The sequence below is a fragment of the Alicyclobacillus sp. SP_1 genome, from assembly GCF_024706985.1.
GTDB lineage: Bacteria > Bacillota > Bacilli > Alicyclobacillales > Alicyclobacillaceae > Alicyclobacillus_I.
Genome location: NZ_JAMCCX010000027.1, coordinates 1 through 25,592 on the forward strand (window position 1 = coordinate 1; position 25,592 = coordinate 25,592).

Sequence of the window (25,592 nt, forward strand, 5' to 3'; positions counted from 1 at the left end):
TATCGATGTTGCTATCGATGTTGCTATCGATGTTGCTATCGATGTTGCTATCGATGTTGCTATCGATGTTGCTATCGATGTTGCTATCGATGTTGCTATCGATGGTCTTCATTATGTCACCCGATCCTCCACCCACAAACGTATCGTGCGGAAGTCGTCTGCGCTGCATCGCCAAAGCTTTATAATCTGGCCTCTTATTAGCCGACACGCTCTATCAGCTCCTTTATAAAATCTTGGTACGGCTCAACAGCCTTTCGTAATTCTTTATTTTCTACCTCATCGAACCCAGTAAGAGCGAGCCTTCCAGTAGCGGCAGTACGATCAATCACCGATCGGAAAATCCAATCCGGGTATTGTTCTCCGCACAACTCTATTAAGTCTCTCATGTCAGTCCTTCTTTTATCGTTTAAATTTCTCAGTATTCCCGCTACTTTTAATTTAGGATTTAATTTTTGTCCAGTCATGCCCTGTACAAATTCAATAGTTTCAACAAACCTTTCTACAGCAGACAAACAGAACTTACTCGATTCAAACATAACGACAACATAGTCAGATGCGACTAGAGCATTTAAAGTTTGTTCTCCAATATGGGGAGGAGTGTCTATGATGATGTAATCATAACTATCCTTTACTGTTTCGATAGATTTCTGAAGAGCACGAAGATGCATTGCTTCATGCTCCGGATATATGCTACGACCATCGTGATACAACCAATAAGAAAACGTGGCCAATAAATCGGTTGCTGGTACTAAATCAAGTCCTGGTGCTATCGATACAATAAATGGACGAACATCACCCATTTTCAATCCTTCAAATACCGTTTTTCCATCAAACTCGTATATATCACATCTAGCTAAATACTCAGTTTGATTCCCTTGGCTATCCATATCAATCACAAGAACTTTATTGTGGTAATCCTTAGTTAGGATATAAGCCAGAATTCCAGCAGTAGTTGTCTTTCCGCACCCACCTTTTTGGATGCCCAAGCTGATCACCCTAGCGGTCAATGTACGCCCTCCTTGGCAACTTGAAGATAGCTAGCTATTTGCTATTTTGTTGCTATTTTATATTGACGTCAAGGTACAGGATAAACCAAATACAAAAAACCGCAAAATGATCTGAAATCGAGACATATCCTGTTGGCACGACTTGCATCTTTTGCCGATTGTGCTAGACTGGATTGCAGTGGAATATTGGACGAAAAAAGAAAAAAGGATTTCGCATCCGCCCGGGAAGGCTCTTCTGCGAAATCCCACTTCTGTAGCTATTATAGTCCTATTAGAGGGCAAATAGCAAATGAAAATGGGATTTTCGTATAAGAGATTTCTAAGATATCCGGGCCAAGGTGATAAGAAACCATGGTTTTTTTCGTTGTACCATTTTCCACAAACCGCAACCAAAAAATTAAAAAAACAGGATATTGCATCCAATGTAATGAATTAAAGGAGGGTAGAGTGAGGACTGAAAAAAAGAAAAGCATCGGCTTTAACCGACGCAATGGTACTCGGGTGGGACCGAGTAAGGTATCCGACCAATATCAAAAAAAGGATACCACGTCGTTGTCTTTGATGCAACCTTTTTTAGGACTTCACGAAAAAAATGATGACAAACACCGCTTGCAACACTCTTGAGACCGACGTTCCTGCCTTCCATTACGTGCGTATCCCTTTCTGGCGCCTCATGGACTACGCTCTCACCGGCGCGGAATATTTGGTGTACTCGTGTCTTCTCGCACACTCCGACGACCATCACCAAGCGTTCCCGAGTTACGACACCGTGGCCCGACAGGTCCATCTGAGTCCGTCCACCGTCCAGCGAGCGATCCGCTCCTTAGAGAACAAAGGGCTTCTGCGCAAACAAACTCGCCTCGTCGTCAAAGACTTTCCCGATGGCAGTCTTCAGCAACGGTATACCTCCAACTTGTACACTCTGCTAATAACGGGCGCTACGCCTTCCGCTCCAGGACGTTTGAACCCTTCGTCGAACACACGTTCTTCTGTCAAAATGACACCACCTTCTATCACGATGACCCAAGAACTAGATCCAGTAAACTCTCTTCAACCTACTACTACTTCTACAAGCGGTGAGAGAGAGGAGCCACGGAACGTTTCGGCCCCAAAATCCAGTTTCTCACCTATGCCTCGAGAAGTCCTCGAAACGAAGATCGTGGTCTCCGGCACACCCACGACGCGTTTGAAGGCAACGTCCTCGCTCCCCCAGGTCGTTTCTGCACCGATTGGCTCCACCACGGTCTCTTGGACGCCTCTAAGGCACCCCGTGGAGACGATGTCGTCTCCCGACACCTCGGTCTCCGATCCCTTGCTGATACGCCTGGAACGCGTCTTGGCCGAGTGTCTTCGTCGTCCGTATCACTTCAAGCCTAACGATGTGATAGCCCTGGAACGCTTGCGACATCACGACATCCCGGACGATTGGATTGTCCAAAACACGTCGAACGTTGTCGCAGAGCGTCACAACACGCCGATTCACTGCTTTGGTTACATTGCCCTCGTCCTTGAAGACTGGTGGAAAGGGCGCGTTCAAAGATCGGATACAACGCCCCGGATAAAGCCTAGACACAGTCCTTCGCATGCCCGTTCCTCCAAAGTCAGCAAACCAGAGAAAGACCCGCGCTACGAGGCATTTTATGCCCTTTTCCCGGAAGACAGCCAACCAACACCGGCGGTGTCCGAGTCAACCCATTCAGGCGACGACCGATACGCCAACTTTTACAAACTCTTTCCGGAGGAAAAAACACGTCTCTCGTGAAATTCCTGATGATCCTATCCGGCTCTGAGAAAAAAACACGGTATGTTGAAGTGTGGTGATCGTGATCGCCCACACTTATAAACCGTTTTCTCAGGAGGAGGATGTATGGTGACGAACGAAACGTCTATTGAAATCTGTTTGGTCTATCGACAGCGCACACGGCGCCTTCTCGTCACGCCAGACACGCTACGCCATCCGAACGACCTTCTAGCCGTAGTTCGAACGGTGCAAGAAATCTACGGCCAACGTCATCCCTGCAAAGTGTTCCGCATCGAAGGCGATGTGCGCATTCCGCTCAGCGAATCGTCCGAATGGTCGCAATGGGAATTGATGGGTCTTGAAGAATCGTCGATACACCCCAACACACGTTCTAAAAACGACATCGCTGGCGTGGGTCGGTTGCTCTGTGAGCGGTATAAGGGTGTTTCTCTGAAGGACATGCCACCGGAAGAAGCCCTGTGGATGCAGCATCTCGAGTCGGAAGTGAAGTATATGACCAAGGAACGTAGGCGCATTTGGAAGTCGTATCTTCTCGGACGGGAAAAAGGTCAGAAAATCGCTCAAACTTTGAACATCTCGTCCTCCACCGTATCTCGATATGCTAAAGAGATGTACACATGGCTCGGGCAAGCGACCGTGGATCACTGGGGCTGGCATCGTGTCTGGGAGATTCTTCAAGAACCGATGCCGCGTTCTAAAAAACGTGAAAAACCCCGCCAAAGTTGATAAGTTCATCCTCTCTTCCTTTGTTAAGCTAGAGATAGAAAACAGTCTCTCGTGAGACGATTTGGGGGGCGGGAAGATGGCTCAAAAAAAGGCAGAGTTCCCTTTGGGAGAGCTTTTGGAAAACACGACGAACGAAGGCTATTTTGTGCGATTGGCGATGCCGCTCGATGGCCGCGATCCCAACGCGGTCTTGCGCAAAGAACGGAAGGATGCCTGCCGATTAGCCAGCGAACATTCTCGGCTCATGCCGCATCTGTATGTGTTCGTATGCGACGGCTACGGATATGAAATTGCGGCCTACAGAAACGGACGGCGCGTGGAAGTGTTCCAAAAGGATTTGTTTGGGGGCGTGGTCGAAGACGAACAGGAATTGGTGGACTACGGATCGCTCTATTGGACACGACTTCAAAGCGCTTATATGGCGTGGTGTGCACAGCATCGCAAAACGGATGTGAGCGAACCCAATCCCTACGAGGCCCATTTAGAACACTTGGCAGAGCACCTTAGCCAAAAGAACTTTCAATGCCTTAAGTACCAACACCTTCAAAAACCGCAGTATAAGCATCGTGAGGTCCCGGTGCCGGACGACATCGTATACTGTCCACGTCACTTTCAACGCCGTGTGCGCTTGGGGTACTTCGAAACGGGACGTTATCTGCAACAAAAGATGCAGCAACGCCCGCTCGAACAGGGTACGATGCTCAATCCCTAAAGTTCTTTGAAAACAGACCCTTTCTGGGTCTGTTTTTTTGTACACTCAAACCAACCACACGCTCGAAAGGAGCCAGAAGATATGCCTATAAGAGAACTGTTTTGGCTGCTGGGAGGTTTGAGTTTCGTAGTCGCCTTGTTTTTATACGATATCGGCCGGTTGTTCTATGGTTTGTTTCGCGTGGGCATCCCTCTGACCTTGTTGGTGCTTGGAGGATTTGTCGAAAATACGTGGATGAAACATCCGATGGGCTTTCAACAGCCGTTCCCGTGGCTTTGGCATCTCTCACCTGAGACGGCTTTTCTTTGGCTCGGCGTCGCTTTCCTCGTTTGGTACGCGCTGCTGTTGAGTGGACAAATCGTCCTGCCGTTGTGCACCTTTGTGACGGAGTTCCAAGTGCGCCACACCCTTGCTTGGCGGTATCGCGTCAACCGGGCGATAGGCACGTGGTCGGAGCAGGCTCGACAGGCCAATCGACGCTATCGAGACCGTGTCTTGGGTCGCAAAAAAGCCAAACGCTCACAGCCGCTTGTCGAGAACGCGCGGATTCGTCCCAACGTTCGCTCACCTCGGGACACAGAGAGAACCTTTGACGCAGAGATATTTCGTACGAAAGACGAGATGGACGCACGTCGCCATGCTGATGGTAAGGTGTCGTGGTCCGAGCTCGGCAAACAGTATACGAAAAACCCCAAGGCTCTGGAACGGATTCTGGGGATGGAAGCCGTGTTGCGCGCGATGGAAGAGACCATTCAGAGGCCGCTGGAGCGACCTGATTTGCACCGCAAGTACGACGTCCCTATGCAAGCGGGCCTTCTCTTGTACGGGCCTCCAGGCAACGGTAAAACCGAATTGGCGAAAGCGGTCGCAGAGGCGCTTGGCCTGTATTTCATCTCAGTCTCACCCAGCGATATTCTCGGCACGCTCGTCGGGGCCACGGAACAAAACATCGCGCATCTGTTTCGCGAGGCGAAAGCCCATGCACCAGCGATGATCTTTTTCGACGAAATCGACGCCATCGGCTATCAGCGCGGCGGAGCCAATCCGTATCACGACAGCCAACTGAACGAACTGCTCAGAGCCATCCAGGGGTTTGAAAGTCGACACAACGTCTTTTTATTGGCCGCGACGAATCGTATCGAACTGCTCGATGAAGCCCTCATTCGCAAAGGCCGCTTTGACAAGCACCTCTACGTGGGCAACCCATCGGTCAAGGACATCCAAAAACAACTGTTTGTCTGGGCGAGTGTGCTTGATGTGGACAAAGACGTGCACTGGCTCCAAGTCGCCCCTTGGCTGGAAGGCTGTTCGGGGGCGGAGATCCGGGGACTCGTCGACGATTGGAAACGACAGGCCATCGATCTCGAATACCGAAAGAAAAAGCCGATCCTCTCTCGCGAGTACCTTTGGGGTACGGTCGATACGCTTCGGGCTGCCAAAGGATGGCCACCCATCCCAGAGTCCGAGCGTACGGTGCGATGGGGGAGTTGAAGCAACCGGGGTTTCCGGATGCTTTTTTTTTGCAAAAAAACTTGTCTTAAAAATGTCCGAACGAAGGCTTGATCTTCTGTCAACATGACTTCGAGAGGAGGTGAAAGGTGGGTGAGTACGAACACAACGGTGCCTCCCGGCATCCAAACGTTTCAGTCGCTGGGTATTCACACCGTGAATGTCACGGGGCTCTTGAGTCACTTCAACGTCGGACTCGGCACGCTCTATCAAGAAGTGTCGGCGTTTTCGGTCACCTATGGGGGGTTGTTTCTCGTGGTGGCAGGACTCGTCTGGTTGATCGCCTGGAAATTCCGACTCACCATGGCGGCCAACTGGTGCAAACGCGTCATCTCGGGCGTGTTTTTGGGCGAACTCATCATCGTCCTATTGCCCCAAGTGTTCTATTCCTTTGTGTTGTTTTTAAGTCACGTTTAGGAGGGCGCTTTATGCAGAAATTTCAGGGTGCGGCCAAGACATGGCAGCGGGTTGTGGCCACAGTGTTCGGTCTGGTGATGGGTCTGCCCCAAACGGTCTTGGCCGCGACGAATGGGACCACCACGACGTCTTCGACCCAATCTCCAGCGCTGGCCGGGTTCTATCAAGTCCTCGGCGGACATCCCTTGACGACGCATGGGATCGTCGGCATCGTGGGCACGGTCATCCAGGATGTTCTCCTCGTCATCACGGCGATCGCTGCGGGATTCGTGGTCGTATACGGCGTGCTGGCAGGGATCGAAATCATGCGAGGCGGCGGACAAAAACGCCAAGAGGGCATGGAGAAACTTCGGTATGTCCTGTTCGGTGGCATTGTTGCTCTGTCTTCGGGGCTGCTCGCAGGGATTGTGGGCTGGGCTGCTTCGATCTTGTAGGGGGAGGACGTATGGACGAAGGATACATCGAGGTGCGCAATCAAGGGCTGCGGATCGTCGGTCCCATTCACACATATCACCTGTTTTCGATGATGCTTGGCATGGGCGCTTTGGCGCCCTTGGCCTTGGTGGGACTCGCGACGACGGCCTTCCTGCCGCATGCACCCGGCATGCCGTTTCTCGTGGCGTTGGTAGGCTTGTTGCTTGGCGCGGTACTGGGCCTTGTACCCATGCCGCATCGACACAAGACCGTGTTGCAATGGCTTTGGCTGCACCTCAAGTATCGGATGCACGCTCAAACGTATTTTTGGGATCGCACCCATCGGGTACGGACGCATCAAGCGCGCCTCGGTTGAGCGCGACCGAAAGGGGATTGGATATGAACGGGATCGCGTGGCTGCTCGTATTCGCCGCTTCACTGGCGCTGGCCGGACTCGTCGTCTGGCGTCAAGAAAAACGCAAGGCACGGACCTTGGAGGAGCCTCGTGCTAAGGTCCGAAGAAAGACGAAACCCGTACAACAACTGTTGCCTATTGATCACGTGAGGGCGGACGGGACGCTCGTGTTGGCTGACGGCGGAATGCGCAAGGTTCTTCGCGTGGGCAACCTGAATCCGTATGCGCTCTCGGCCGCCGAAGCAGAAGGCATCCGCGCTCGGTTCCAGACCTTGCTGTCGACGCTGCGCGAACCGTTTCAGATCATCGTCCGGGGACGCCGGATGGATCTGTCGGAGTACTACACCTACTTCGATGCCTTGGTTGAAGCCACGGCCCAAAAATGGGAGAACGACCGGTTACTGCAATACGGACGCGATCTGCATCGACACCTCGAAGAACGGGGCGAACAGCAGCGGACGCTGCGTGAAAATTTGTGGGTGACCTCCGCCCATGCCAACTGGCTGTCCAAGAGCGACGAGGAGGTGCATCAAGCCGTCCAACACGAGACGGAGACGGCCTTTGCAGGCTTGATGCAATGTCGGGTTCATCCGACGCTCCTGGGTGCCGAAGAGGCCATCGAGGCGCAGCAACAATTTCTCAATCGCGATAAAGTCCACGCACGCGCACGGGATGCGGTGCGATACGACAGTCTTCGTGGGTATTACATCGGGAAGGAGGCTGATGCGCTTGACACTCCGACGTCGTTCTAAGCCCAAGGACGCTCCGGGCGTGCCGGAAGAACGATGGGGGCAGTATGCGCCGACGCTCGGCGACATCACGGCGACGGTGTCCCACATCCACTTTCATCCGGATCACATCGAATTCGCTTCCTCCAATCGATATCGTCGCGTGTATTATGTGGTGCGGATGCCCAATCGGGCCGGGTTTGGCTATCTGAACGGTTTTTTTTCGCTGGGCGCGGACATAGACGTGTCGGTCCAAGTCGAACCCGCCCGTTCGGAACGACAAATTCGGCAATTAACCGAGGCGATCACGAACCTGGAAGCCCAGATCGCCATGGACGTGAAGATGGACAAGACGGAGAACGTCCGAAAAAACCAGCGGCGAAGAGAAGAACTGGATGCCCTGCGACTCGCGCTGCAAACCGGCGAAGAAAAAATGTACTACATGACCCTTCTCGTGACGGTGACCGCTGAGACCAAAGCACACCTCGAACGGGCGTGCGCTCGGTTGCAAACGGAAGGCCCTGGTCGCGGCTTTGTGGTCATGGAGGCCGCGTATGAGCAGCAAGAGGGACTGCTGTCCGTCGCGCCGCTCGCCCTGCCCACCTTGCGCTACCCAATGCTCGTGTTCGGGTCGTATCTGGCGAACGCCTTCCCGTTCACCTCCAGTCAATTTTCACACCGCAAAGGCGCTTTGGTCGGGTTTGATTTGGTCTCTCAGTCGCCGATGTTCTACGATGCCTGGCACGCGGATCTGAAAAACGCCAACGTGTTTTTGTCGGGTGTCTCCGGTGCGGGCAAGTCGTATCAACTGAAATGCCTTCTCGCCCATTCGGTCCTGCACGACATCCGCACGGTCGTCATCGATTGGGAAGGGGAGTACGGGGCGCTTGCGAAACATTTGGGAGGCGTCGTCGTCCCCATCGACTATACCGCGATGGAACGGCTCAATCCGTGCGAACTGCACGAAGAAGAAGTCCTCGAAAGCGGTCAGAAAAAAACCAAAGTGGAGATCTTGGAAAAAATCGAAGAGATGACGGGCTTTATCAAGTATGCCGCCAGTCTCACGGGGGCCGATCCGCTGCGCGGCGAAGAGATCGCTTTAGTCGACCGGTTGTGGAAAGACCTCTATACGCAAGATTTCGGTTTCACCTCAGAAGCCTCCAGCTTATACGAAGCGTCGCCGAGCCTTCGTGCGGGCACGACGTTGCAGCTGCGCCGTCGCCGCAAACAACCGCAGTTGGGTGACTTTTATCGCAAGCTCAAAGCGGTGGCCGAGCAGGATCCGCGCTTTGTCTCGCTCGCGGATCGCCTCGAACGGGTGACGGCGGGGAACACCTTGGGTCTGTTCGACTGTCAGTCGACGCTCGAACTGGCCAAAGCGCCGATCATCGTCTTTGATCTATCGGCTCTCCCGGAAAACAGCGATCTGCGCAAACTCGGCCAATATGTGGCCCTGGAATGGACGATGGAGCAGTTTGTGAAAAAGCAACCGGAGCAAAAGAAACGGGTCGTCGTCGACGAAGCGCAGGAAGCGATGCGTAACATGGACGGTTCGGCGGCCGGGGAATACGCGGCGTATTTCCTCGATCTCTGCTTCACACGCATCCGCAAACGCGGCGGATCGGCGGTCGCGGCGAGTCAGCAGTTTCACGTGTTTGCATCGAGCGCGTATGGGCAGTCGATCATCCGCAATTCCGATACCAAGATCCTCATGGCCCAGTCGAAGCAAGATGAAGCGATGCTGCAGACGGTGTTTGGCCTCGGATCGCACGAACTCGAACGACTGATGTTCGAGTTTGAGCAAGGACACGCGCGTTGGGACGTCGGGGGCGAGGTCGTGTATTCGAAATATGAGGCGACGCCTTTTGAACATGCGCTCTGGAACACCAAAAAAGTGATGTCCGAACACAAGGGGATGGCCTGATGCATGCCTATCTTCTGCCGCTGTTGCAGTTTGTGCTCTATCTTTTGATGGCGGTTGCTGGCGCGGTGGCCTTGGTGCAAGGGTCGCTCGTCGGTCTCGCGATCATCCGAGGCGGAGCAAGAGAACGAGCGGAGGCGTTAGCGCGACTAAAGTGGGTGGCTTTCGGCACGCTCGCGGCCTTGTCGGCCCTCTTGCTCGCGCGTTTCTCAGCTTACCTGGCCCATGCGCTGTCGCCTGCGGTTGCGCTTCCGGCCAAGGACACCAGCCCCTTCCAAACGCCCTCGCTTGCGTCCCTGCCTGGGAATCACGCGTCCGGCGTGGGCGGGTGGATTTTGAATGAGATTTTTCTCAGCATCGACGGGCTCTGTACCCTATTCGCCATGGTCTTTTGGGCGTTCACCGGTTTTCAAAGCATGGGGTCGATGGCGGCCCACAACGTCTACTCCCCGCACGACGGTGATCTGCTCGGCGTGTTTGCCCCGCAAACGTGGGCGGCGATGATGACGGTCCAGCATACGCTCTATGCGCTCGTCGGCATCGCGGCCGTGGTGTCCTTTGTCATCCAGGGCATACGCATCGCCAGCGCGCAGAGTTCCGCGCGAGCGCGCGAAGGATGGGTCGATTTGCTGCGCAATGTGCTGTGGCTCGGCGTCATGCTCGGTATCACGCCGTATCTGCTCGGCTTGCTCAACGCGGGTGTGTCCGACATCACGCTCTATCTCTTGCACGAAGTCCATGTGCACACCGCACACTTGTCCCTAACCGGGTACTCCGCCGCGCTCTTGAGTCGAAAACCGCTGAATCCGGAGTTGGTGCGGGACTACAAGCTTTTTGGTGGGGCATCGGTCGCTAACAGTGTCTTTGGACTGGTGTATGCGGTGGTCAATTTTTGTGTGTGGTTGATCTATCTCTGGCGGCGGGTGGTGTTGGCCATCCTGGTTACGCTCATGCCGCTCTTTTTCATTGGGTACGTCACGGGCAAGCGCCAAGATTTAGCCATCCATTGGTGGAAAGAGGTCATCACCTATCTTGCGATTCCCATGGTCGGGGCTCTGATGCTGCTCATGGCCAGCGTATTTCTTGGCATTTGAAGGAGGGATTGAAGTGAGTGCAAGCACGGCTTCGACCGCATCCGTGGCGCATGCGACGGCGGCTTCAGGTCCGACGACGAACGGTGGACTCGTCGATTTCATCGTCGCCATCGTGTGCATGATCGTGTTACTACAAGCTCATAAGTTGCTGCGCGAATTTCTCGACAAGATCGTGCCCGGAGGAGGACGAGGTCCGAGTGCTCTGTTTTCGGGCATCGCGGAAGGGATGGGGTTGGCTGCGGGAATGTCTCTGTTTCGGGGTGGGACGAAGGTACTGGGTTCGGCCGCTACGCTCGGTGCTTCCGCAGGTGTGGCCGGTCTTGCGGGTGCCTTTGCCCACCCCAAAGGAGCAGGGTCGATCCTCTCCGACCTCTGGTCTCACATGAAACCACGCAGGTCCCAACCGTTTGAAGAGCCCTCCCCTATGCCCGAGGCACCGGGGCTTCCAGAAGGGGAAGACCCGCTCCGGCTGACGGGTGGTGCCGCAGGCTTCACAACGTCTGACGGGCTTCGTGGTCCAGGACTGGGCGAGCGTTACGACGCATCTGAGCCGTCCGGCGCACCGGAACAGAAGCGTGCAAGGGACGAGGCTGTGAACACCGCGTTCGACGTCACCAGTCAACATCACGGAGCGTACACGCGGATGATGCCTTCGGCGGAGCACAAAGCGACGTCCGTGGCGAAGTCCAAGAGCAGACTCCATGCTGCGGGATTAGCGTTTCAAAACCAACTGTCCGCCGATGTGCGTGCATGGGGGGTGGAGGGCAAGCGCCCCAAAGCGACGCTCGCCTCTCTGGTGCGCGCAGGCGAGCGAGGGTATCGCGAGCAACAGGACGCCCACCTGACAGACCGGTTGCTGCGCGATGCGCATCGGCCGAGTGAAGCGTTGCAACAAGCGGCACAAACGGGCGATCCGATAGCGATGGCGCACCTGCGCACGGTGGGTGTGTGGCAATCGCATCTGGCGGAGGGGCTTTTGTGGATGGACCAAGGGGAGAAAGCAGCGGCGCTCTCCGAACCGTCGTATCAGGACGCCAAAGCGCGCCTCGATGCCGCCGAAGCGAACGTGGAGTCTGCAGGGATCGCGGTGTCCGGGTATACGGCGGCCGGTGATACCTCGTCGCGTGGAGCGTTAGCAGCAAAGGCCAAGTACGAACAAGCCGTCGAACAAAGGGAACACGTAAAATCGGAGTATGCCGCGCGGGAGCAACAACGGCAAGCAGCTGAGCAACTGCGATCACGGGGCGAACAGCGCGTCTTGCAAAGCCAGAACGAAATCTCCAAAATCAACTACGCTTGGTATCCGGAGCAACAAAACACGAAACGCCTGCGGGAGTTGGCCATCGCGAGAGCGGGTCGGACGAGCCTATCCGATCTGAGCGAGCCCGTCTCTAAGCGAGGCGCGAAACGCTCATGAAACGGGTGCTTTCGCTGCCGTGGTATGGGTGGGTGCTCTGCGGCCTGGGTGGGTTGTTCGTGCTGGGGCTCCCCGCTCTCTTAGTCTTTCTTGTCTTTGGCGTGGTGATCAATTTGGCCGGGTCGTTTTATCTCGGTGCGGTGACGGGCGTGCACGACACGTTGCCCGCTTCGGAGGTGCAACACATCAACCAAACCCTCGTGACGCAGTACGCGTCCGTCGCCCATGCGTGGCAACAAGGGCTGAACGCACGGGAGCGAGCGATCGTGGAAGGCTATCAACTCAACCTGCCGACCAGTGTGTTGCTCACGGTAGGGAAGTTTGTGAACAATCTGCACGATGCTTCGGCCAAGGCTTCAGCCCAGGCGTATGATGAGGCGCTGCGCCCGACGTATCGGTTTGTCGAAGGCACCGAAACGGTGACCACCAGGCGGCGCGTGGAGGTCTCCGTAGCTATGCCTCATGGCGGAATAAGACGCGAGATGCGGATTCGTACTACCGTCACCGTCCACCCGGTGTGGGAACTGCGCAGCGCCAACGTTTGGAACGGGACGTTCGTGTCCACATGGGCCATGCAGTCGAGGGGGCGATTCGTCGAAGGCGTCGGCACCGTGACGACCGAGCCCGTCATGACGGGGTATCATCGCGTGTATGAGCATGCAAGACTGTACGCTCTCGCCAAGCGGTACGGCTTTTCGAAATCGGATGTGGATCCCTTGTGGTTTGAGGCCATCTACGCCATGCAGTACGCGAAGGATCAACAGGGCGATGCGCTGGCCTATTTGAAGGATCCCGCGGTGGACGCTTGGGGTCCGCTCTTTGGCAGTGGGGTGCCTCTATCCACAGGAGCGCCCGGTCCCGCCACGGTCGCAGACCGGGCCGAAGTCACGCACTGGATCGAGACCGCGATGCGCTTGGTGGGAGACGTCCCTTCTTCCTGGGAGCCGCTGCTCTTACGGATGGTGGCGCTCGAATCCGGAGGCGATCCCAACGCAGAAAACCCCGATTTGGTCGAGGATGCACCCGGCTTGTATGAACATGCGAAAGGGCTCTTGCAAACCCTGCCGAGTACGTTCGCGGCCTACGCGTTGCCAGGCTACGAAAACATCTGGAATCCCATCGACAATGCGGCAGCGGCGATCCGCTACATTCAGGCACGGTATGGCAGTCCTGGGGCGATTCCTGGGGTTGGGAATGCTGCGCCGTACGTGGGTTATTGAAAGGGGGAGATGGTCTTGACGTTGGTGTTGGCGACGCTCGTGCCGGACTTGGAGGAAGCGGTACGTACGCGATACGGCGCGTCGAACGTCGTGTCGGTGACGTTTATGGGCGCGCTCCCGATGTTTCCATGGGGGAAAGGGGGGGAGGAAGAGGCGACGGTCGTGCTCAGCGAAACGATGGTTGGGACGGTCGCGTGGGCGGATGCGGTGTCGATGGTGGATCGCGTGCGCAGGCAAGGCGTTCGAGTGGTCTATCTCGGGAGCCGCGACACGCCAAGAGCGTGGCTGCGAGAATGGGTAGCGAGAGGCGTGTACGATCTGTTGCTCGCCGACGCATTGGCGTTGGACGAGCTGTGGGCTCGGCTGGAGCATCCGGCCACGTATGCCGATGCAGCAGACTTTCTCTCTGGGGAAGCGCCGTTCACACCACCGCCTCCCTCAAGAGCGAGGCTCTCGGTGCGCTCCAAAACGCCTCAAGCCCCCTCCGTTCCACCGCTTCGCAGACGGACAAAGAAGGGCTTCGAGAACAGCGACAAGGCGTTTGTGGTCGCAGGCGTGCCGGGCGCTGGCGTGTCGTATGCTGCCGTGCAAGCGGCGCTCTGGACGGCCCAAACGACGACCGTCGCTTTGGTCGAAGACAGCGCGCGACCCATCTTTGCCCGGTGGTTTGGCATCCCTCCCGGCATACCGACGCGAGACACCTGGAGACGCGGAGAGAAGCTCTGGCAACTCCAAGACCGTCTCTATGTGTTGCCGTCCACGTCGGGGGAAGGCAGCCGAGACCTCGACTGGGATGCGCTGCCGGTTGAGGTCGTGGTGCTCGATGTCGGAGGGGAGACGATACCAGAACGCGTGGATCGCCTCGTCATTCCGCCCGATGTGGCCAAGGCGCAATCGCTCCAAGCGGTGCAGACAAAAGAGGTGTGGGTCAATCTTGCGCCCCAACCGCTTCCCATGGACGTGACCGAGTACGGCATGGGGTGGCCAGAGGCCAAAATATGCGCACGCCCGCTCGATGGGTCGTGGCTCACCAGCCTGGTGACGCAGCGGTTTGCGCTTGCAGCCACCAAGAGACCTGGAAAGGTATCCATGATCCCGGCCGATTCCTGATATGCTGGGAAGAGACGACGACAAAGGGGCTGAACCGGATGAAAAGAACGACGAAAGCAGCAGCTGCCACGGTGCTCGCACTCTCGGCTGCGCCACTGATGGCCACGCAGGCGATGGCGGCCACGACGTACTCCAAGGCCGACACCGTGATCCAAAGGAACGGCACCACCCTGCTCCATGCTGTGCACCTCATTGCCGTAGACCCGTGGTCGCACGAGAGCACGAGTTGGCTTCCGGTGTACTACTTGAACGAAGCGATGCACCAGGCGGGCTTCACGGCCGCGTGGCACGGGACGACAGAGACCTGGTCGCTGACGGTGCCAAGCACCTACAGCACGCCGCCGGACGTAGCCAACCCGCCGTCTGTGCAAGCCACGAACAGCGCGAAGATGGCGATTGCGCTGAACGGCACCGTCGTCGCCTACGCCCCACGCCTGGTCGCGCCCGACCCGTACAGCGGCGTTGAGACGACGTATGTGCCGATCTACTACGTCATGCAGGTCATGAAACGCGTAGGGATTACGCCGACCTGGAACGGGACGGACTGGGACTTCGACACGCACGTGCTCGGCTCGACGCATCCGACGCCAACGGCACCGTCGTCTCCGGAGTCGCAGACGGCGATGGCCAGTGCCATGTGGGCGATGTTCGACGCGAAGACGTGGGACGTGGTGACGCATCCGACGATGGCACAAGCGGGCGTCACACCGACGAGTGGGGCGGTGACGGCAGGGGAGGCGGCGACGTGGTTGGCCGACTGGGCGAGTCATGCGATGGGGTACAGTTCCTCTCAGTACGGAGTTACCCACAATCCTTCGTTTCAGCCGTGGTCACTACGATACGAAGCGTCTCAGAACCCGTTCACCTGGGCGCAGATCAATGGGCTCTATGCTGGCACCACCCTCGGGAGCAGCAACAATGAACTGAGTGCGTTGCAGGCGCAAACGGTCCTGTCCAACCTTCAGTACTGGTTGAACGGATACAAGACGCTCAGCAACGGGGTTGTACAAATGCACGTTCCGTTCTATAGCAAGAAAGGTTTATGGCAGTTGGTGGAGGGGAAAGTTCTCACTCAATCTCAATACGATGCCATCCTCACCGACGACACCAAGTACTATGATCAGGTCACGTTGACGCGAGTCGGACAGGACATCGATCTATCCTTGCCAAGCACTGCGCATAGTGTGACGGGGATCGAGTGGTCGGTGGGCGATGGAGCCTCTGGAGCGAACCCCTTAAAATACGGTTACTTTGGCGGGGAACCCGGTCCGGGACGCTCCGGGGGGCTGACGTTGAAGGCGCCTCTGGCGAGCGATACAGGACTTTCTATTGGAATGTATTCGCTCGCTAAATCGTTCACGGGCAGCTTTGGAGGGTATGGATTGCGGATTTTTACACCGTTCATCTCCGGGAATATGGACCCGGCATATCAACTGGACGAATCAGATGGTCAATCAATACTCAGTCTGCCTCCATCCATTCAGTCTCACATCGATTGAAATCTAGCACTCCGTGATTTTGTGCTAGACTGAGGATAAGCATCGAAGAACTTGGGACACCTCCTGCCCGCACGTGTTGCGGGAAGGAGGTGGGGCCGATGAGCATCGCCCGTGCGCTGACCCTCATGATCCAATTTGGACTCTTGATCGTGTCGCTTCTGGCGGTCATCGTCGCCGTGGTCGCACTTGCTCGGAAAAGCGACAAGTAGCCACCCCTCATAGGTTCACGCCTGTCGGGTGGCTACTGTCCGTCGCTGATGTATGGCGGGCAGGTTCGTGCCCAAGGCTTAGGTGCCCGAGAGTTAGAGAGTTGCGCCTCTAGCTCTCTTTTCATGTTTAGTCTACCACAGCGACATCATACGTCAATCCGCAAACTTTCGCATGAATCGGGTCTCCTCCTCCAAAAACTTGTCCTAAAAATGTCCGTTGTGCGCCCGATGCTTCTGTCACACTGACCTGGACAGAAAGCGTTGGGGAGGATGAACGTGCGAAAAAAAACCAAGGTATGGACAACGGTGGGACTGTCGTGTCTGTGCGCCCTCTTTACCGCAGGCATCTTTGCGGAGAATGCGTATGCGTACACGCTCTATCCCAACATGGATTATGGCAACGTGGTCATGGACCCTTCGGGGAGCTTGGAGGTTCAGGGGGGCGAACAACTCAATATAGGCCCTTCCGACGCAGGAAACGAGCCTGGATTGGCGGGACAAAGCGTCAACACGTTCGTATCGGACGTCAACGTCAACGGCGGCAACGCTCAGCAAATTCCCGACTTTGACATCGTGGGAGAAACGGTCAACGACGGCTATCCGATGGTGGGTCCCTGGCAAACCACCGCGAATGCCGAAGGGACCGTGTTCTCCGGCAACATTGGCGACTGGGTGTCGCGCCTTGGCGGGAATCCCTATTATGTATACCAGTATCTCTCGGGCGTCAATGGAGAGATTACGGCGTCATCCAACAGCGGATATCCATACTCGTTCGTCGACTTTTCCGACGTGGTCATGACCTCGGGCGCGACGATGACGTATACCACGGTCCCCACGGGTGCGACCAACGCTGAAGGGGAGCCGATTTATCACCTGACGTACAACGTCACGCCGACCGCGCCGCCGACCGCAGAGTCGGTGCAAGTCTCAGACGGAGATACCGGAGCCAGCGGCACGGTGCAAGAAGGCGATCCGCTCGACATCACCGTGACGAGCCAACAAAACGTATCGAACAGTGCGTACAACCACCACTACGATGCCGTCGAACTCATCAATCAATCGACGGGGCAGGCGACTTGGATTGCGGGGAGCGGGTCTCAACACGTAGAGGCGATGGAAGAAGAGCCGGGGGCGTATGGGACGCTGACGGATAACCTCACTGACAACAACACGAATGCCCTCGTGCCCGGCACGTATACCGTGAACTTCTACACGACGGATGCCGTGCATCGGCCTGCTTCTCTACCTGCGACCACTACGCTCACCGTGACGTCCGGCGCAAACGGTGGAGGGGGCGGAGGATCGCAAAATACCACGATTACGCTCTCGGCCAGTCCCATTGCTCTTCCTACCGGGCAAAGCAGCACCTTGACCGCGACGGTGCACGGACTGACCGCCGGGGAGTTGAGCAACAACGAGGAATACGTCGAGATCGTCGACCAGAGCGGCGACGATACGCTCAGCGGACAAAACTCGGTGGACGGATACAACACGACGCTCACGACGACTGCGACGGACAACCAGCCGCAGACCGTGACGTACGTCGCGGAAATCGTCAACTTTAATACGGGCCAAGCCGTGGCGGGGTCGGAAGCGGTCACGGTGCAGTGGTCGAACGCGCAAAACAACGCGCCACCGCCACCTCCGGCGACGATTTCGTTTTCCCCGAGTCAAAACGAATACCTGAAACCGGGGCAGATGGTGGACTTGTCGTATACCACGTCGAATTTCCAGTCGGGCGACTACGTGGTCATCACACCGTCCGGCAACGGCGTGGATGCCTGGGACGTCGGTCATCGCATCAGCGCTTCCGGACATTGGCATGAGACAGAAACGCCCGATCCAGGCCACTCCGTCTACGAGACGTATTCTGCGGCGATTGTCAACGCCGAAGGCCAGATCGTCGATCAGGTCGAGTCCGGTACGCTGGAATGGGTGGCACCTGCTCCGCCCAAGATTACGTTAACGGCAAGTCCAACGCAGTTGACGAGTGGTCAAGATACCGTTCTTTCCTACAGTGTGACCAACTTCAAGACGGGCGATTACGTCCGCGTGGTGGGCACGGGAGACGGCTCGGATGAGTGGCAAGAGACGCACGATACGAGCGCCTACGGTGCCGATGTGGAAGTCGAAAAGCCGTACAACGGTCACTCGACCACCGTCCATTACGTGGCAACCGTCTACAATGCCAGCGGCATGGCAACGTCGACGTCCAACGTCACGGTGACTTGGACGAGCACGGCACCGTCCATCACCCTGTCGGCCAATCCCACCACGATGGTACCAGGACAACCGTCGACCATCGCTTATACGGCGACGTCCATGGGTGGCGGGGACTACGTCGATGTGGTAGCGAAAGGCAACGGGGCGGATATGTGGGACGTCTCTGATCAGGAGAACGCTTCGGAATCGGATCGGGAGGTCGAGTCCCCAGGGCCGGGTCAGACGATTTCGGTCACGTATACCGCCACCGTGTACACCAAGTCCGGGTTGTTTCTGACGGACGCTACGACGAGCGTGAAGTGGGTGAATGCGTGGGATGGACAGGTCACACTGACGGCAAAGCCTGTCGATCTTCCAACCGGCTCCGCGACGACGCTCACGGCGACGACCACACAGCCGATTCCAAGCGGCTACACGCTTCGCATCCTGGATGAGACGACTCAGCAACTGCTTCGCGAGTCCGGTTCCGCACCACTTGGCGCGACGTATACTGCGTACGCTCCGCAAACGGACACGTACGACGCGTATGTGGTCGACAGTTATGAGCACGTGGGACCCGCCTCACAACCTGTGTCGGTGGTGTGGAGCAATCTCTCTTTGTCCGCGAGCCCGACGCAGTTGCCCGAGGACAGTACGAGTACGTTGACGGTCCAGGGTACGAATGTTCCGGCCGGGGACTACCTGATTTTGTACGATGAAACGACGGGGCAATATGTATCGTTCTCCAAAACGACAAACCTCCAGGTGCCGCAGACGTTCGATGCACCTACGGTCAACACGTACATTGCGTACATCAACAGCACGCCGACCTTGGCCGAGGCGTATGCGGTCAGCAATCCGGTGACGGTGGACTGGTATGGCGTGTCGCTCGTCGTCGATCCGTCGCGGCTGCCGATTGACAAGGACAGTACCTTGACGGCCAAAGCACAGGATTTGCCGAGTGGCTACGTGCTGGAGATTCTGGATAAGACGACAGGAGCGGTGCTGGCGACCGGCCAACCGGGACAGACGCTGGTCGAAACCGAACAGACCTCTTCCGTGCCCTTGACCAACGACTATGTGGCGGAGGTGGTAGAGCCGAGCAATCCGGAGGTACCGAATCTGCCCGTGCCAAGCAGTGGGAGTCAGACAGAAGATGTCCACGGCAACGGTCAAATATGGGCAGCGACGCCGAATTCTGTGGCGTATTGGACCGGATCGTCGTGGGAGGATACGGGCGATCCGGATTTAAGCACCGTCTACGCACTGACTTACAATCGCAGCACCCACCAAGTCTGGGCGGGAACAGCGGACGGAGCAGCTTACTGGAACGGATCGTCTTGGATCGATGCGGGGACCTACTGGGGCTCGAAAGTGCCTGTGACGGGACTGGCCTACGACGCGGCGACGGGCGATGTGTGGGCGACCACGTACGAAGGCGTCGCCTACTGGAACGGGAGCGGTTGGGTCGGTATCGATGCACTGCCGGGAGGAGGTCCTGTTGGGCTGGAGGCAACGAACACAGTCGTCTCGCTGGCCTACGATTCCGAGAACAACGTCATGTATGCCAGTGATACCGATGGCGAGGTGGCCTATTGGAATGGGTCGGCTTGGGTCAGCGCGGGTACAGAGCATGGCGATGGCCCGCTGTACTACGATGCGTCCGACAATCGCCTCTACGCAGGGAGTTATACCTACGGCGGCATCGGGTGGATTCCGGGGCTTGGGAACACCTGGACGACCGTCAACAATGCTTCGGCGGATTGGGGCATCCAAGCGATCACGGGCAGCGGCACCACCGTCTACAACGGAACGTATAACAACTATGTGTTGTATCAATGGACATACGGGAACGCGTCGAGTACCGGAGTCACCTCGCAAGGTTCGGATGCGATAGCTTTAGCCGTCAGCAATCAAGGGAACGTTTGGGCGGGGACGGACTCCAGTGGGGTGTATCGCTACGATCCTGTGACAAACTCGGTCACCGACATCTCGTCGCAGGTCGATGGGTCTTCCGAGGTGGTCGCGATGTTGAACACCGGGGATTTGACCTATGAATCGGATACCTCGGCCATCCAAGCCGATGTTCCACAAGACACTCCGACGAACGGATTTTCCGAGGACACGCCGTATAACACGGAGGAAGATCTGGTGTCTGGAGTCTATGGCCAACACGTCTATACCGCACCAGGCAACCAAAACATCACGTCCGTCACGGCGACGCTTGAAACCAACATGTTTGGATACAACGGGGGAACGTATTACTCGAATCCGTTCATCAAAGCCTACAATGCTGCTGGTCAATCCATCGGCGTCGACAACATCCAAACCACCTACGATTACCCGGAAACGCAGACGGTGCAGTGGTCTCCTCCTGCGGGTACGAAGCGACTTGCGTTTGGCTGGCAATACAACAGTGGGTATTCTGGGGCGGTCAATTGGACGGCCGAATGGAGCCATGTTCAAGTCCAATTGGGCACACCAGGCACACGCTACTTCCCGATATGGACCTTTCAAGCAATGCCTTCCGTGGTCCCGCAATCGCTGTTTCCCCATACGGCGGTTGCCTCGACGGAAGCTCCGGACATGATTTGGTCCACGGAGAACGCCAGTGGGGACGTTCCGAACGGCACGGTGTTCTTCCAGCGTACGTTCAACGTTCCGACGAAGGCGAATGTGAATTTCACCATCACAGGCGTTGACGATTACATGCAAGTCTATGTCGATGGGTTCCCGCTGTTGCAAGAAGGGAACGCCGCTAACGAGGTGGGAGGAGACATCCCATATGGGGCGACGAGGACGGTGACGCTCAATCCGGGGCCGAATCAAGTCATCATCGAAGCGTCCAACACCAACGGATTTGGCGGAAGTAACCCGAACCCTGCGGAAGTTGGATTAACGGCAGAAACGACCCACGGAGACGTCCTCTTTACGACCGACGATCCTTCCGAATGGACCACGACCGGCTATGTGACACAGCTGCCGCAAGGGTGGTTTCACGGTGCGGTGGGAACGTACCCGTATACCGAGTACGTCATGCAAGAGCAGGCCAGTCAGCCCGTATACGCACAACAGTCGTATACGGTGACGACCACGGCGCAAGACGTGTCTGCCTGGACGTATCCGCCGCTTGCGATTACGTGGTTTCGACCGATTGTGCCACCGGACAACTTTGAATTGCAAGCCTTGCCGTCGCACGTGACCTGGCCAGGGAATACTACCTTCAAAGTCACGTTTGATGCCACCGATGCGAATTTTGTCAATCAAAATCTGCACGGGAAAGCCAACGTGGTCATCTTGCAAGAGGCGACCGGTTTGTATGTCGCCCATACGACGTGGGATCCTGCCACGCAAGGCGATGATGTCGACATCCCGTATCACCCGACCGGAGGATCGGATTTGCGCTACCTGGCGTGGTTGCAGCCGATAGGGCAACCGAAAACCACGTTTGCGACGTCGAACTCGGTGCGCGTGTCCTCTCAAGGCGATGGACGCGAAACGAGTACGTACAGCACCATGGGTTGCGGTGGTTCCGGAGATGGCACGGAAATCTTCTATACGTATGTCAACGGCAAAGTAACGTCGACTCGGAAGGTGCCTCTCGACATCACGCATCTGGAGATTGATGGGTATCTCAACCCGCCGCATGCGTTAAAACGGGACTGGCCTCCGGCTCGTTTGGGCAAACTGCCCATCTTGCCCGACGAGGTGGACGGCTACACCATCCCTTTACGGGTCCAGTCACCGTACGCCTTCGCTGTGGATTTTCCGGATGCGCAGCCGACACGTGTGGTCGCGACGTTTCAGTCTCTGGGCAATTATCCTGTCAACCAACAAGGGGATACGTCTTGGACGGTCAACATGAAACCGACACCACGCCTTGGATTCGGGTTTTGGCAGGGCGTAAGCATTGTGCCGAAACAACCGGACGGCGCGTACATCAGTGTGACGATTACGGCTTACGATGACTGCGGCGTGAAAACGCTCTATGACCAAATGTTCCTGAAAACCTCCGGACGACCGATGTGGTATTTCGTGGGTCTGAGCAAGCCCTAATTCAAAAGAGAACGCAAGATACGCCAGAGAACGCTCTCTGGCGTTTTTCTTGCGCTCTTGAAGTCTTTGGACTAGTTTGGGGACAGGGAAGTCTCTACTAGAGTGAACGGAGGCCAAGCGGATGGAAGAGAGAACGTATTGGTCGGCCGAGGTGGCGCAAGCGCTGGGTGTGGCCACGGTCACCCTGCGGAAATGGTCGCTTCTGTTTGAAGCTGCAGGTCACACGTTCCTTCGCGACGCGGCAGGACGTAGAGCGTACACGGAAAAGGATGTAGCGATGTGGAAGCGCTTTGCGCAGTTGAACCAAGACATGCGCCTGGAAGAGGCGGTCGAACAGTGTCTTCAAGACCTGGAGCAGGATCGCGAGCAACCCAGCGAACCGTATCCGTTGATCCTGCGGGATCTTGAAGAGCGATTGGAGCGCTACGAAACGCGCGTGACGGGCTTGGAGAACGCCTTGGAACAGATGATACAGATGCATCAGGACCTAGAGAAGCGACAAGCGTCGAGAGATTTGGAACGAGAGAAAAGAGAGGAAGCACGGGATCAACAGCTGGTCGCGACGTTGCGTAGCCTGATGGAGAATGCCTCGGAAGAGGCAGCGAAAAAGAAGAAACGTTGGCGGTTTTTTTGATCATGTCTTCTTCCGGAAAAGTTGTCTCAAAAATGTCCGTACGCTCTCCTTACGCTCGTTCACAATGAGTCCGAGAGGAGGGGGAGAGTGGACATCGCGTTTCAACCTGTCTGGAATATCAAGACCCATCGGATCTACGGCTACGAATCGCTGCTCCGTCCGCAAAACCTTCTGTCGCCCCTGGAAGTTTTAGAGGACGCCAGAGCATGCGGACAATTGCCGGAACGGGAACTGGACTGGATGCGTTCGGCCGCAGAGATCGCTCGTTGGCGCTTAGCGCCGCATGAGCGTCTGATGCTCAACGTGGAGACGGAGACGCTGTCGGCCTACGAGCGCTTCTCTCCCTGGCCGTTGCCGTTTGAGCCCGAGCGAACGGTGCTGGAGATCACGGAACGGTGCGTGCCCAACCAGCAGGCTATTGCCGTTTTGCGAGACATGGGCGTCCTCATCGCTCTCGATGATTTTGGTTCGGAGCGCGTCGATCTTCAAGTGCTGGAACGTGTGCAACCGGACCTGTTGAAAATGGACCGACGCTTTGTGATACATCATGCACGCACAGGCGTCTTGGCGGGGATGGCCCAGTTTGTGCGCACAACGGGAGCACTGCTGGTCGCGGAAGGCATTGAAACGTGGGAAGATTTGCAGTTTGTGCGCAGCATTGGCGTGGACTATGCGCAAGGGTACTTGCTCGGCCGACCGATGTTGGCGCAGCAAACGAGCGCCAAGAAGGCGTCTCTGGTGTAGAGACGCCTTCTTGGCCTAGATCATCAAACTGTTTTTGAGTCGAGGCTTTGTCGGATTCTCCGACTCGTCCTTGTCTGGGGGAGGCCCTTCTGGCGTTGTTCGGGATTCGAAAGCTTCGATGGTGGCACGAATGACGGATTGCAGGGTCGGCATCCATGCCTCCAAGGTTTGCGGACTTGCGCTCTCCGGAGCCTTGTCTCGGAGTGCTTGCAAAGCCAGACGTTTGAGTTCTGTGCTTTTTTTGTTGGCCTTCGCCAAGTGCTCGTACAGGCGTTGTTCGTCCGGATTGTCCAAATTGAAACTGACGGTTACGACCAAGGATGTCAATGCGATTCCCCCTCCAGCATATCGAGCATCATCTGATATGCGCCTTTGGCGTTCGCGAATTGCGGATCGTTGGAGAGCAGGACGCGAACTTGATCGTGCAGGCGGCGTTGCATCACTTCAAACATGACCAAAGCTCCGCCACCCGCTACGACCAGTCCATCGAGGTCGTAGAGATTGCCCATGTCCTTGGTGACTTTGTCGACGATGTTGTTCGCGACGGCACGGACAATGTCCTGAAAACTCGCTTCTAGGTCCACCGTGTCCTTGCCGATGCGAATCGTTAGACCTTGTTTGTGGCTCGCGTGGTCGATGATGTGCCGTTCGACGCGTCGTGGATGAATCTGAAAGTCGGTCAGTCCTCTTTCTTGACCGATGCGTTCGATGTGCCGAAGGAATTGATCCAAGACGTTGGACATCGCAATGTTGATGGAATAGGTCGCCGTTTCACTAAAGGTCAAGCGCTGCAACAGACTGTAGTCTGTGGTTTTGGCACCGATCTCGACGACGCCAAACGTACCTTGAGACAGTTCGTGTGCGTCAATGGTGTCGTACAGAGCTGCAATGCCTTGGCCCGTGACACCCACCTGGCCGATGCGATAGTGTCGATGCATGTCTGCGCTTTGCACGTCGAGGGAGGTGTGTTCGAAATGCGCTTTGACTTGTTGACGCAAGTGTAAATCCCGAAGGGGCAATCCGAGAGCCAAGACCACGTCTTCCGAATCGTCGATGTCGAGTCCGAGCAAGGCGGCGGCGATCAAGGTGGTGTACGCCGGTTCAAAGACTCTTCTGGCGTTGTGCGTTTGCGTCTCGGTGCCACGAGCCTCCAGTTCGACCCGATCGCCCACATAAAACCACGTTCCGTTAACGGCTATTTTAGAAAAGACAGGCGATGTTGAGGAAGAAACGCCGTCGCCCAGCACACCGCTGCGGCCTTGCCCATCCGCAACAGCGGCAGGAAACAACAGGGAGGCCGATGCTCCTGTCGAGCGTTTCGTATACGCTTTGACCATCCCAAAGCCTACATCAATGGATACCACGTTCATCGTGTGCACCTCACCCATGAAATATATTGCTATCAATAGAATAAACACATTTTGAAAAGAAGACAAGAGAATAAGCAATAGAAACAATAGAAAAATGTTGCATCCAATACCGAGTGTTCTTGCTGACCCGTAAGATTCTGTTGCTACCAATAGAAAAAAAGGGTTTCAAGAAGCCGACTGTGGAGTTGGCGCTGTTGAAAGCAATAGAAACAATAGAAATATGTTGCAACCTATATTCTTAAAGGTCACTGACCAATAAGGTTCTGTTGCTACCAATAGAAAAAAAGGGTTTCAAGAAGCCAACCATGGTCTTGACGCTGTTGAAAGCAATAGAAACAATAGAAATATATTGCAACCTATATTCTTAAAGGTCACTGACCAATAAGATGCTATTGCTACCAATAGAAAAAAGGGGTTTGGAGAAGC

Annotated in this window: 22 protein-coding genes and 1 pseudogene; 19 read left to right on the forward strand and 4 right to left on the reverse strand. The window is 56.1% G+C overall.

Going from position 1 to position 25,592, the window contains the following annotated elements:
* Together M4I36_RS08125 and M4I36_RS08130 are read right to left on the reverse strand one after the other, a co-directional pair.
* Positions 1–208 (reverse strand): hypothetical protein (locus tag M4I36_RS08125; protein WP_258111239.1); only part of this gene is annotated, 208 nt, incomplete at its 3' end.
* Positions 198–1,007: a ParA family protein gene (locus M4I36_RS08130; RefSeq protein ID WP_258111240.1), complete on the reverse strand. Its 810-nt coding sequence runs from the start codon at positions 1,005–1,007 to the stop codon at positions 198–200. The genes M4I36_RS08125 and M4I36_RS08130, both read right to left, overlap by 11 nt.
* 673 nt (positions 1,008–1,680) lie before the next feature.
* Here M4I36_RS08130 and M4I36_RS16855 point away from each other — a divergent pair.
* The 19 genes and pseudogenes from M4I36_RS16855 to M4I36_RS08220 form a co-directional block, all read left to right on the forward strand.
* Positions 1,681–1,842, forward strand: a pseudogene (locus M4I36_RS16855) (helix-turn-helix domain-containing protein); the annotation flags it as partial.
* Positions 1,843–2,286: 444 nt separating this feature from the next.
* Positions 2,287–2,769, forward strand: a complete 483-nt coding sequence (locus tag M4I36_RS08135) for a hypothetical protein (protein WP_258111241.1) — start codon at positions 2,287–2,289, stop codon at positions 2,767–2,769.
* 105 nt (positions 2,770–2,874) lie between these two features.
* Complete coding sequence (locus tag M4I36_RS08140) at positions 2,875–3,495, forward strand: hypothetical protein (RefSeq protein ID WP_258111242.1); 621 nt, start codon at positions 2,875–2,877, stop codon at positions 3,493–3,495.
* A 76-nt stretch (positions 3,496–3,571) separates the two neighbouring features.
* Positions 3,572–4,207: a hypothetical protein gene (locus M4I36_RS08145; RefSeq protein WP_258111243.1), complete on the forward strand. Its 636-nt coding sequence runs from the start codon at positions 3,572–3,574 to the stop codon at positions 4,205–4,207.
* An 81-nt stretch (positions 4,208–4,288) separates the two neighbouring features.
* Positions 4,289–5,698, forward strand: a complete 1,410-nt coding sequence (locus M4I36_RS08150; RefSeq protein WP_258111244.1) for an ATP-binding protein — start codon at positions 4,289–4,291, stop codon at positions 5,696–5,698.
* 111 nt (positions 5,699–5,809) lie between these two features.
* Positions 5,810–6,133: a hypothetical protein gene (locus M4I36_RS08155; RefSeq protein ID WP_258111245.1), complete on the forward strand. Its 324-nt coding sequence runs from the start codon at positions 5,810–5,812 to the stop codon at positions 6,131–6,133.
* A gap of 11 nt (positions 6,134–6,144) precedes the next feature.
* Entirely contained in the window at positions 6,145–6,567 is a 423-nt protein-coding gene (locus M4I36_RS08160; protein ID WP_258111246.1) for a hypothetical protein, read from the forward strand.
* A gap of 11 nt (positions 6,568–6,578) precedes the next feature.
* Positions 6,579–6,923, forward strand: a complete 345-nt coding sequence (locus M4I36_RS08165; protein WP_258111247.1) for a hypothetical protein — start codon at positions 6,579–6,581, stop codon at positions 6,921–6,923.
* 23 nt (positions 6,924–6,946) lie between these two features.
* Positions 6,947–7,714: a hypothetical protein gene (locus M4I36_RS08170; RefSeq protein WP_258111248.1), complete on the forward strand. Its 768-nt coding sequence runs from the start codon at positions 6,947–6,949 to the stop codon at positions 7,712–7,714.
* Positions 7,715–7,733: 19 nt separating this feature from the next.
* A complete protein-coding gene (locus M4I36_RS08175; protein ID WP_258111249.1) occupies positions 7,734–9,614 on the forward strand; it encodes a VirB4 family type IV secretion system protein in 1,881 nt (626 codons plus the stop codon).
* Positions 9,614–10,705 (forward strand): hypothetical protein, encoded by a 1,092-nt coding sequence (locus M4I36_RS08180; RefSeq protein ID WP_258111250.1) that lies wholly within the window; start codon positions 9,614–9,616, stop codon positions 10,703–10,705. Before M4I36_RS08175 ends, M4I36_RS08180 begins: the two co-directional genes overlap by 1 nt.
* 13 nt (positions 10,706–10,718) lie before the next feature.
* Positions 10,719–12,122 carry a hypothetical protein gene (locus M4I36_RS08185; RefSeq protein WP_258111251.1) on the forward strand — a complete coding sequence of 468 codons (1,404 nt, stop codon included), beginning with the start codon at positions 10,719–10,721 and terminating at the stop codon, positions 12,120–12,122.
* Positions 12,119–13,342, forward strand: a complete 1,224-nt coding sequence (locus tag M4I36_RS08190; protein WP_258111252.1) for a transglycosylase SLT domain-containing protein — start codon at positions 12,119–12,121, stop codon at positions 13,340–13,342. The genes M4I36_RS08185 and M4I36_RS08190 overlap by 4 nt, the downstream gene beginning before the upstream one ends.
* A gap of 15 nt (positions 13,343–13,357) precedes the next feature.
* Positions 13,358–14,452, forward strand: a complete 1,095-nt coding sequence (locus tag M4I36_RS08195; protein WP_258111253.1) for a hypothetical protein — start codon at positions 13,358–13,360, stop codon at positions 14,450–14,452.
* A 38-nt stretch (positions 14,453–14,490) separates the two neighbouring features.
* On the forward strand, positions 14,491–15,951 hold the full coding sequence (locus M4I36_RS08200; protein ID WP_258111254.1) for a hypothetical protein: 1,461 nt from the start codon (positions 14,491–14,493) through the stop codon (positions 15,949–15,951).
* A 98-nt stretch (positions 15,952–16,049) separates the two neighbouring features.
* Positions 16,050–16,160: a putative holin-like toxin gene (locus M4I36_RS08205; RefSeq protein WP_258111255.1), complete on the forward strand. Its 111-nt coding sequence runs from the start codon at positions 16,050–16,052 to the stop codon at positions 16,158–16,160.
* Positions 16,161–16,436: 276 nt separating this feature from the next.
* On the forward strand, positions 16,437–22,418 hold the full coding sequence (locus M4I36_RS08210) for a ligand-binding sensor domain-containing protein (protein WP_258111256.1): 5,982 nt from the start codon (positions 16,437–16,439) through the stop codon (positions 22,416–22,418).
* Positions 22,419–22,539: 121 nt separating this feature from the next.
* Complete coding sequence (locus tag M4I36_RS08215) at positions 22,540–23,052, forward strand: helix-turn-helix domain-containing protein (protein ID WP_258111257.1); 513 nt, start codon at positions 22,540–22,542, stop codon at positions 23,050–23,052.
* 87 nt (positions 23,053–23,139) lie between these two features.
* Positions 23,140–23,796 carry an EAL domain-containing protein gene (locus tag M4I36_RS08220; protein WP_258111258.1) on the forward strand — a complete coding sequence of 219 codons (657 nt, stop codon included), beginning with the start codon at positions 23,140–23,142 and terminating at the stop codon, positions 23,794–23,796.
* Positions 23,797–23,811: 15 nt separating this feature from the next.
* Here the strand turns inward: M4I36_RS08220 and M4I36_RS08225 are convergent, their stop codons facing one another.
* Together M4I36_RS08225 and M4I36_RS08230 are read right to left on the reverse strand one after the other, a co-directional pair.
* Positions 23,812–24,123 (reverse strand): hypothetical protein, encoded by a 312-nt coding sequence (locus M4I36_RS08225; protein WP_258111259.1) that lies wholly within the window; start codon positions 24,121–24,123, stop codon positions 23,812–23,814.
* Positions 24,120–25,166: a ParM/StbA family protein gene (locus M4I36_RS08230; RefSeq protein ID WP_258111260.1), complete on the reverse strand. Its 1,047-nt coding sequence runs from the start codon at positions 25,164–25,166 to the stop codon at positions 24,120–24,122. The genes M4I36_RS08225 and M4I36_RS08230 overlap by 4 nt, the downstream gene beginning before the upstream one ends.
* Positions 25,167–25,592 lie beyond the last annotated feature (426 nt).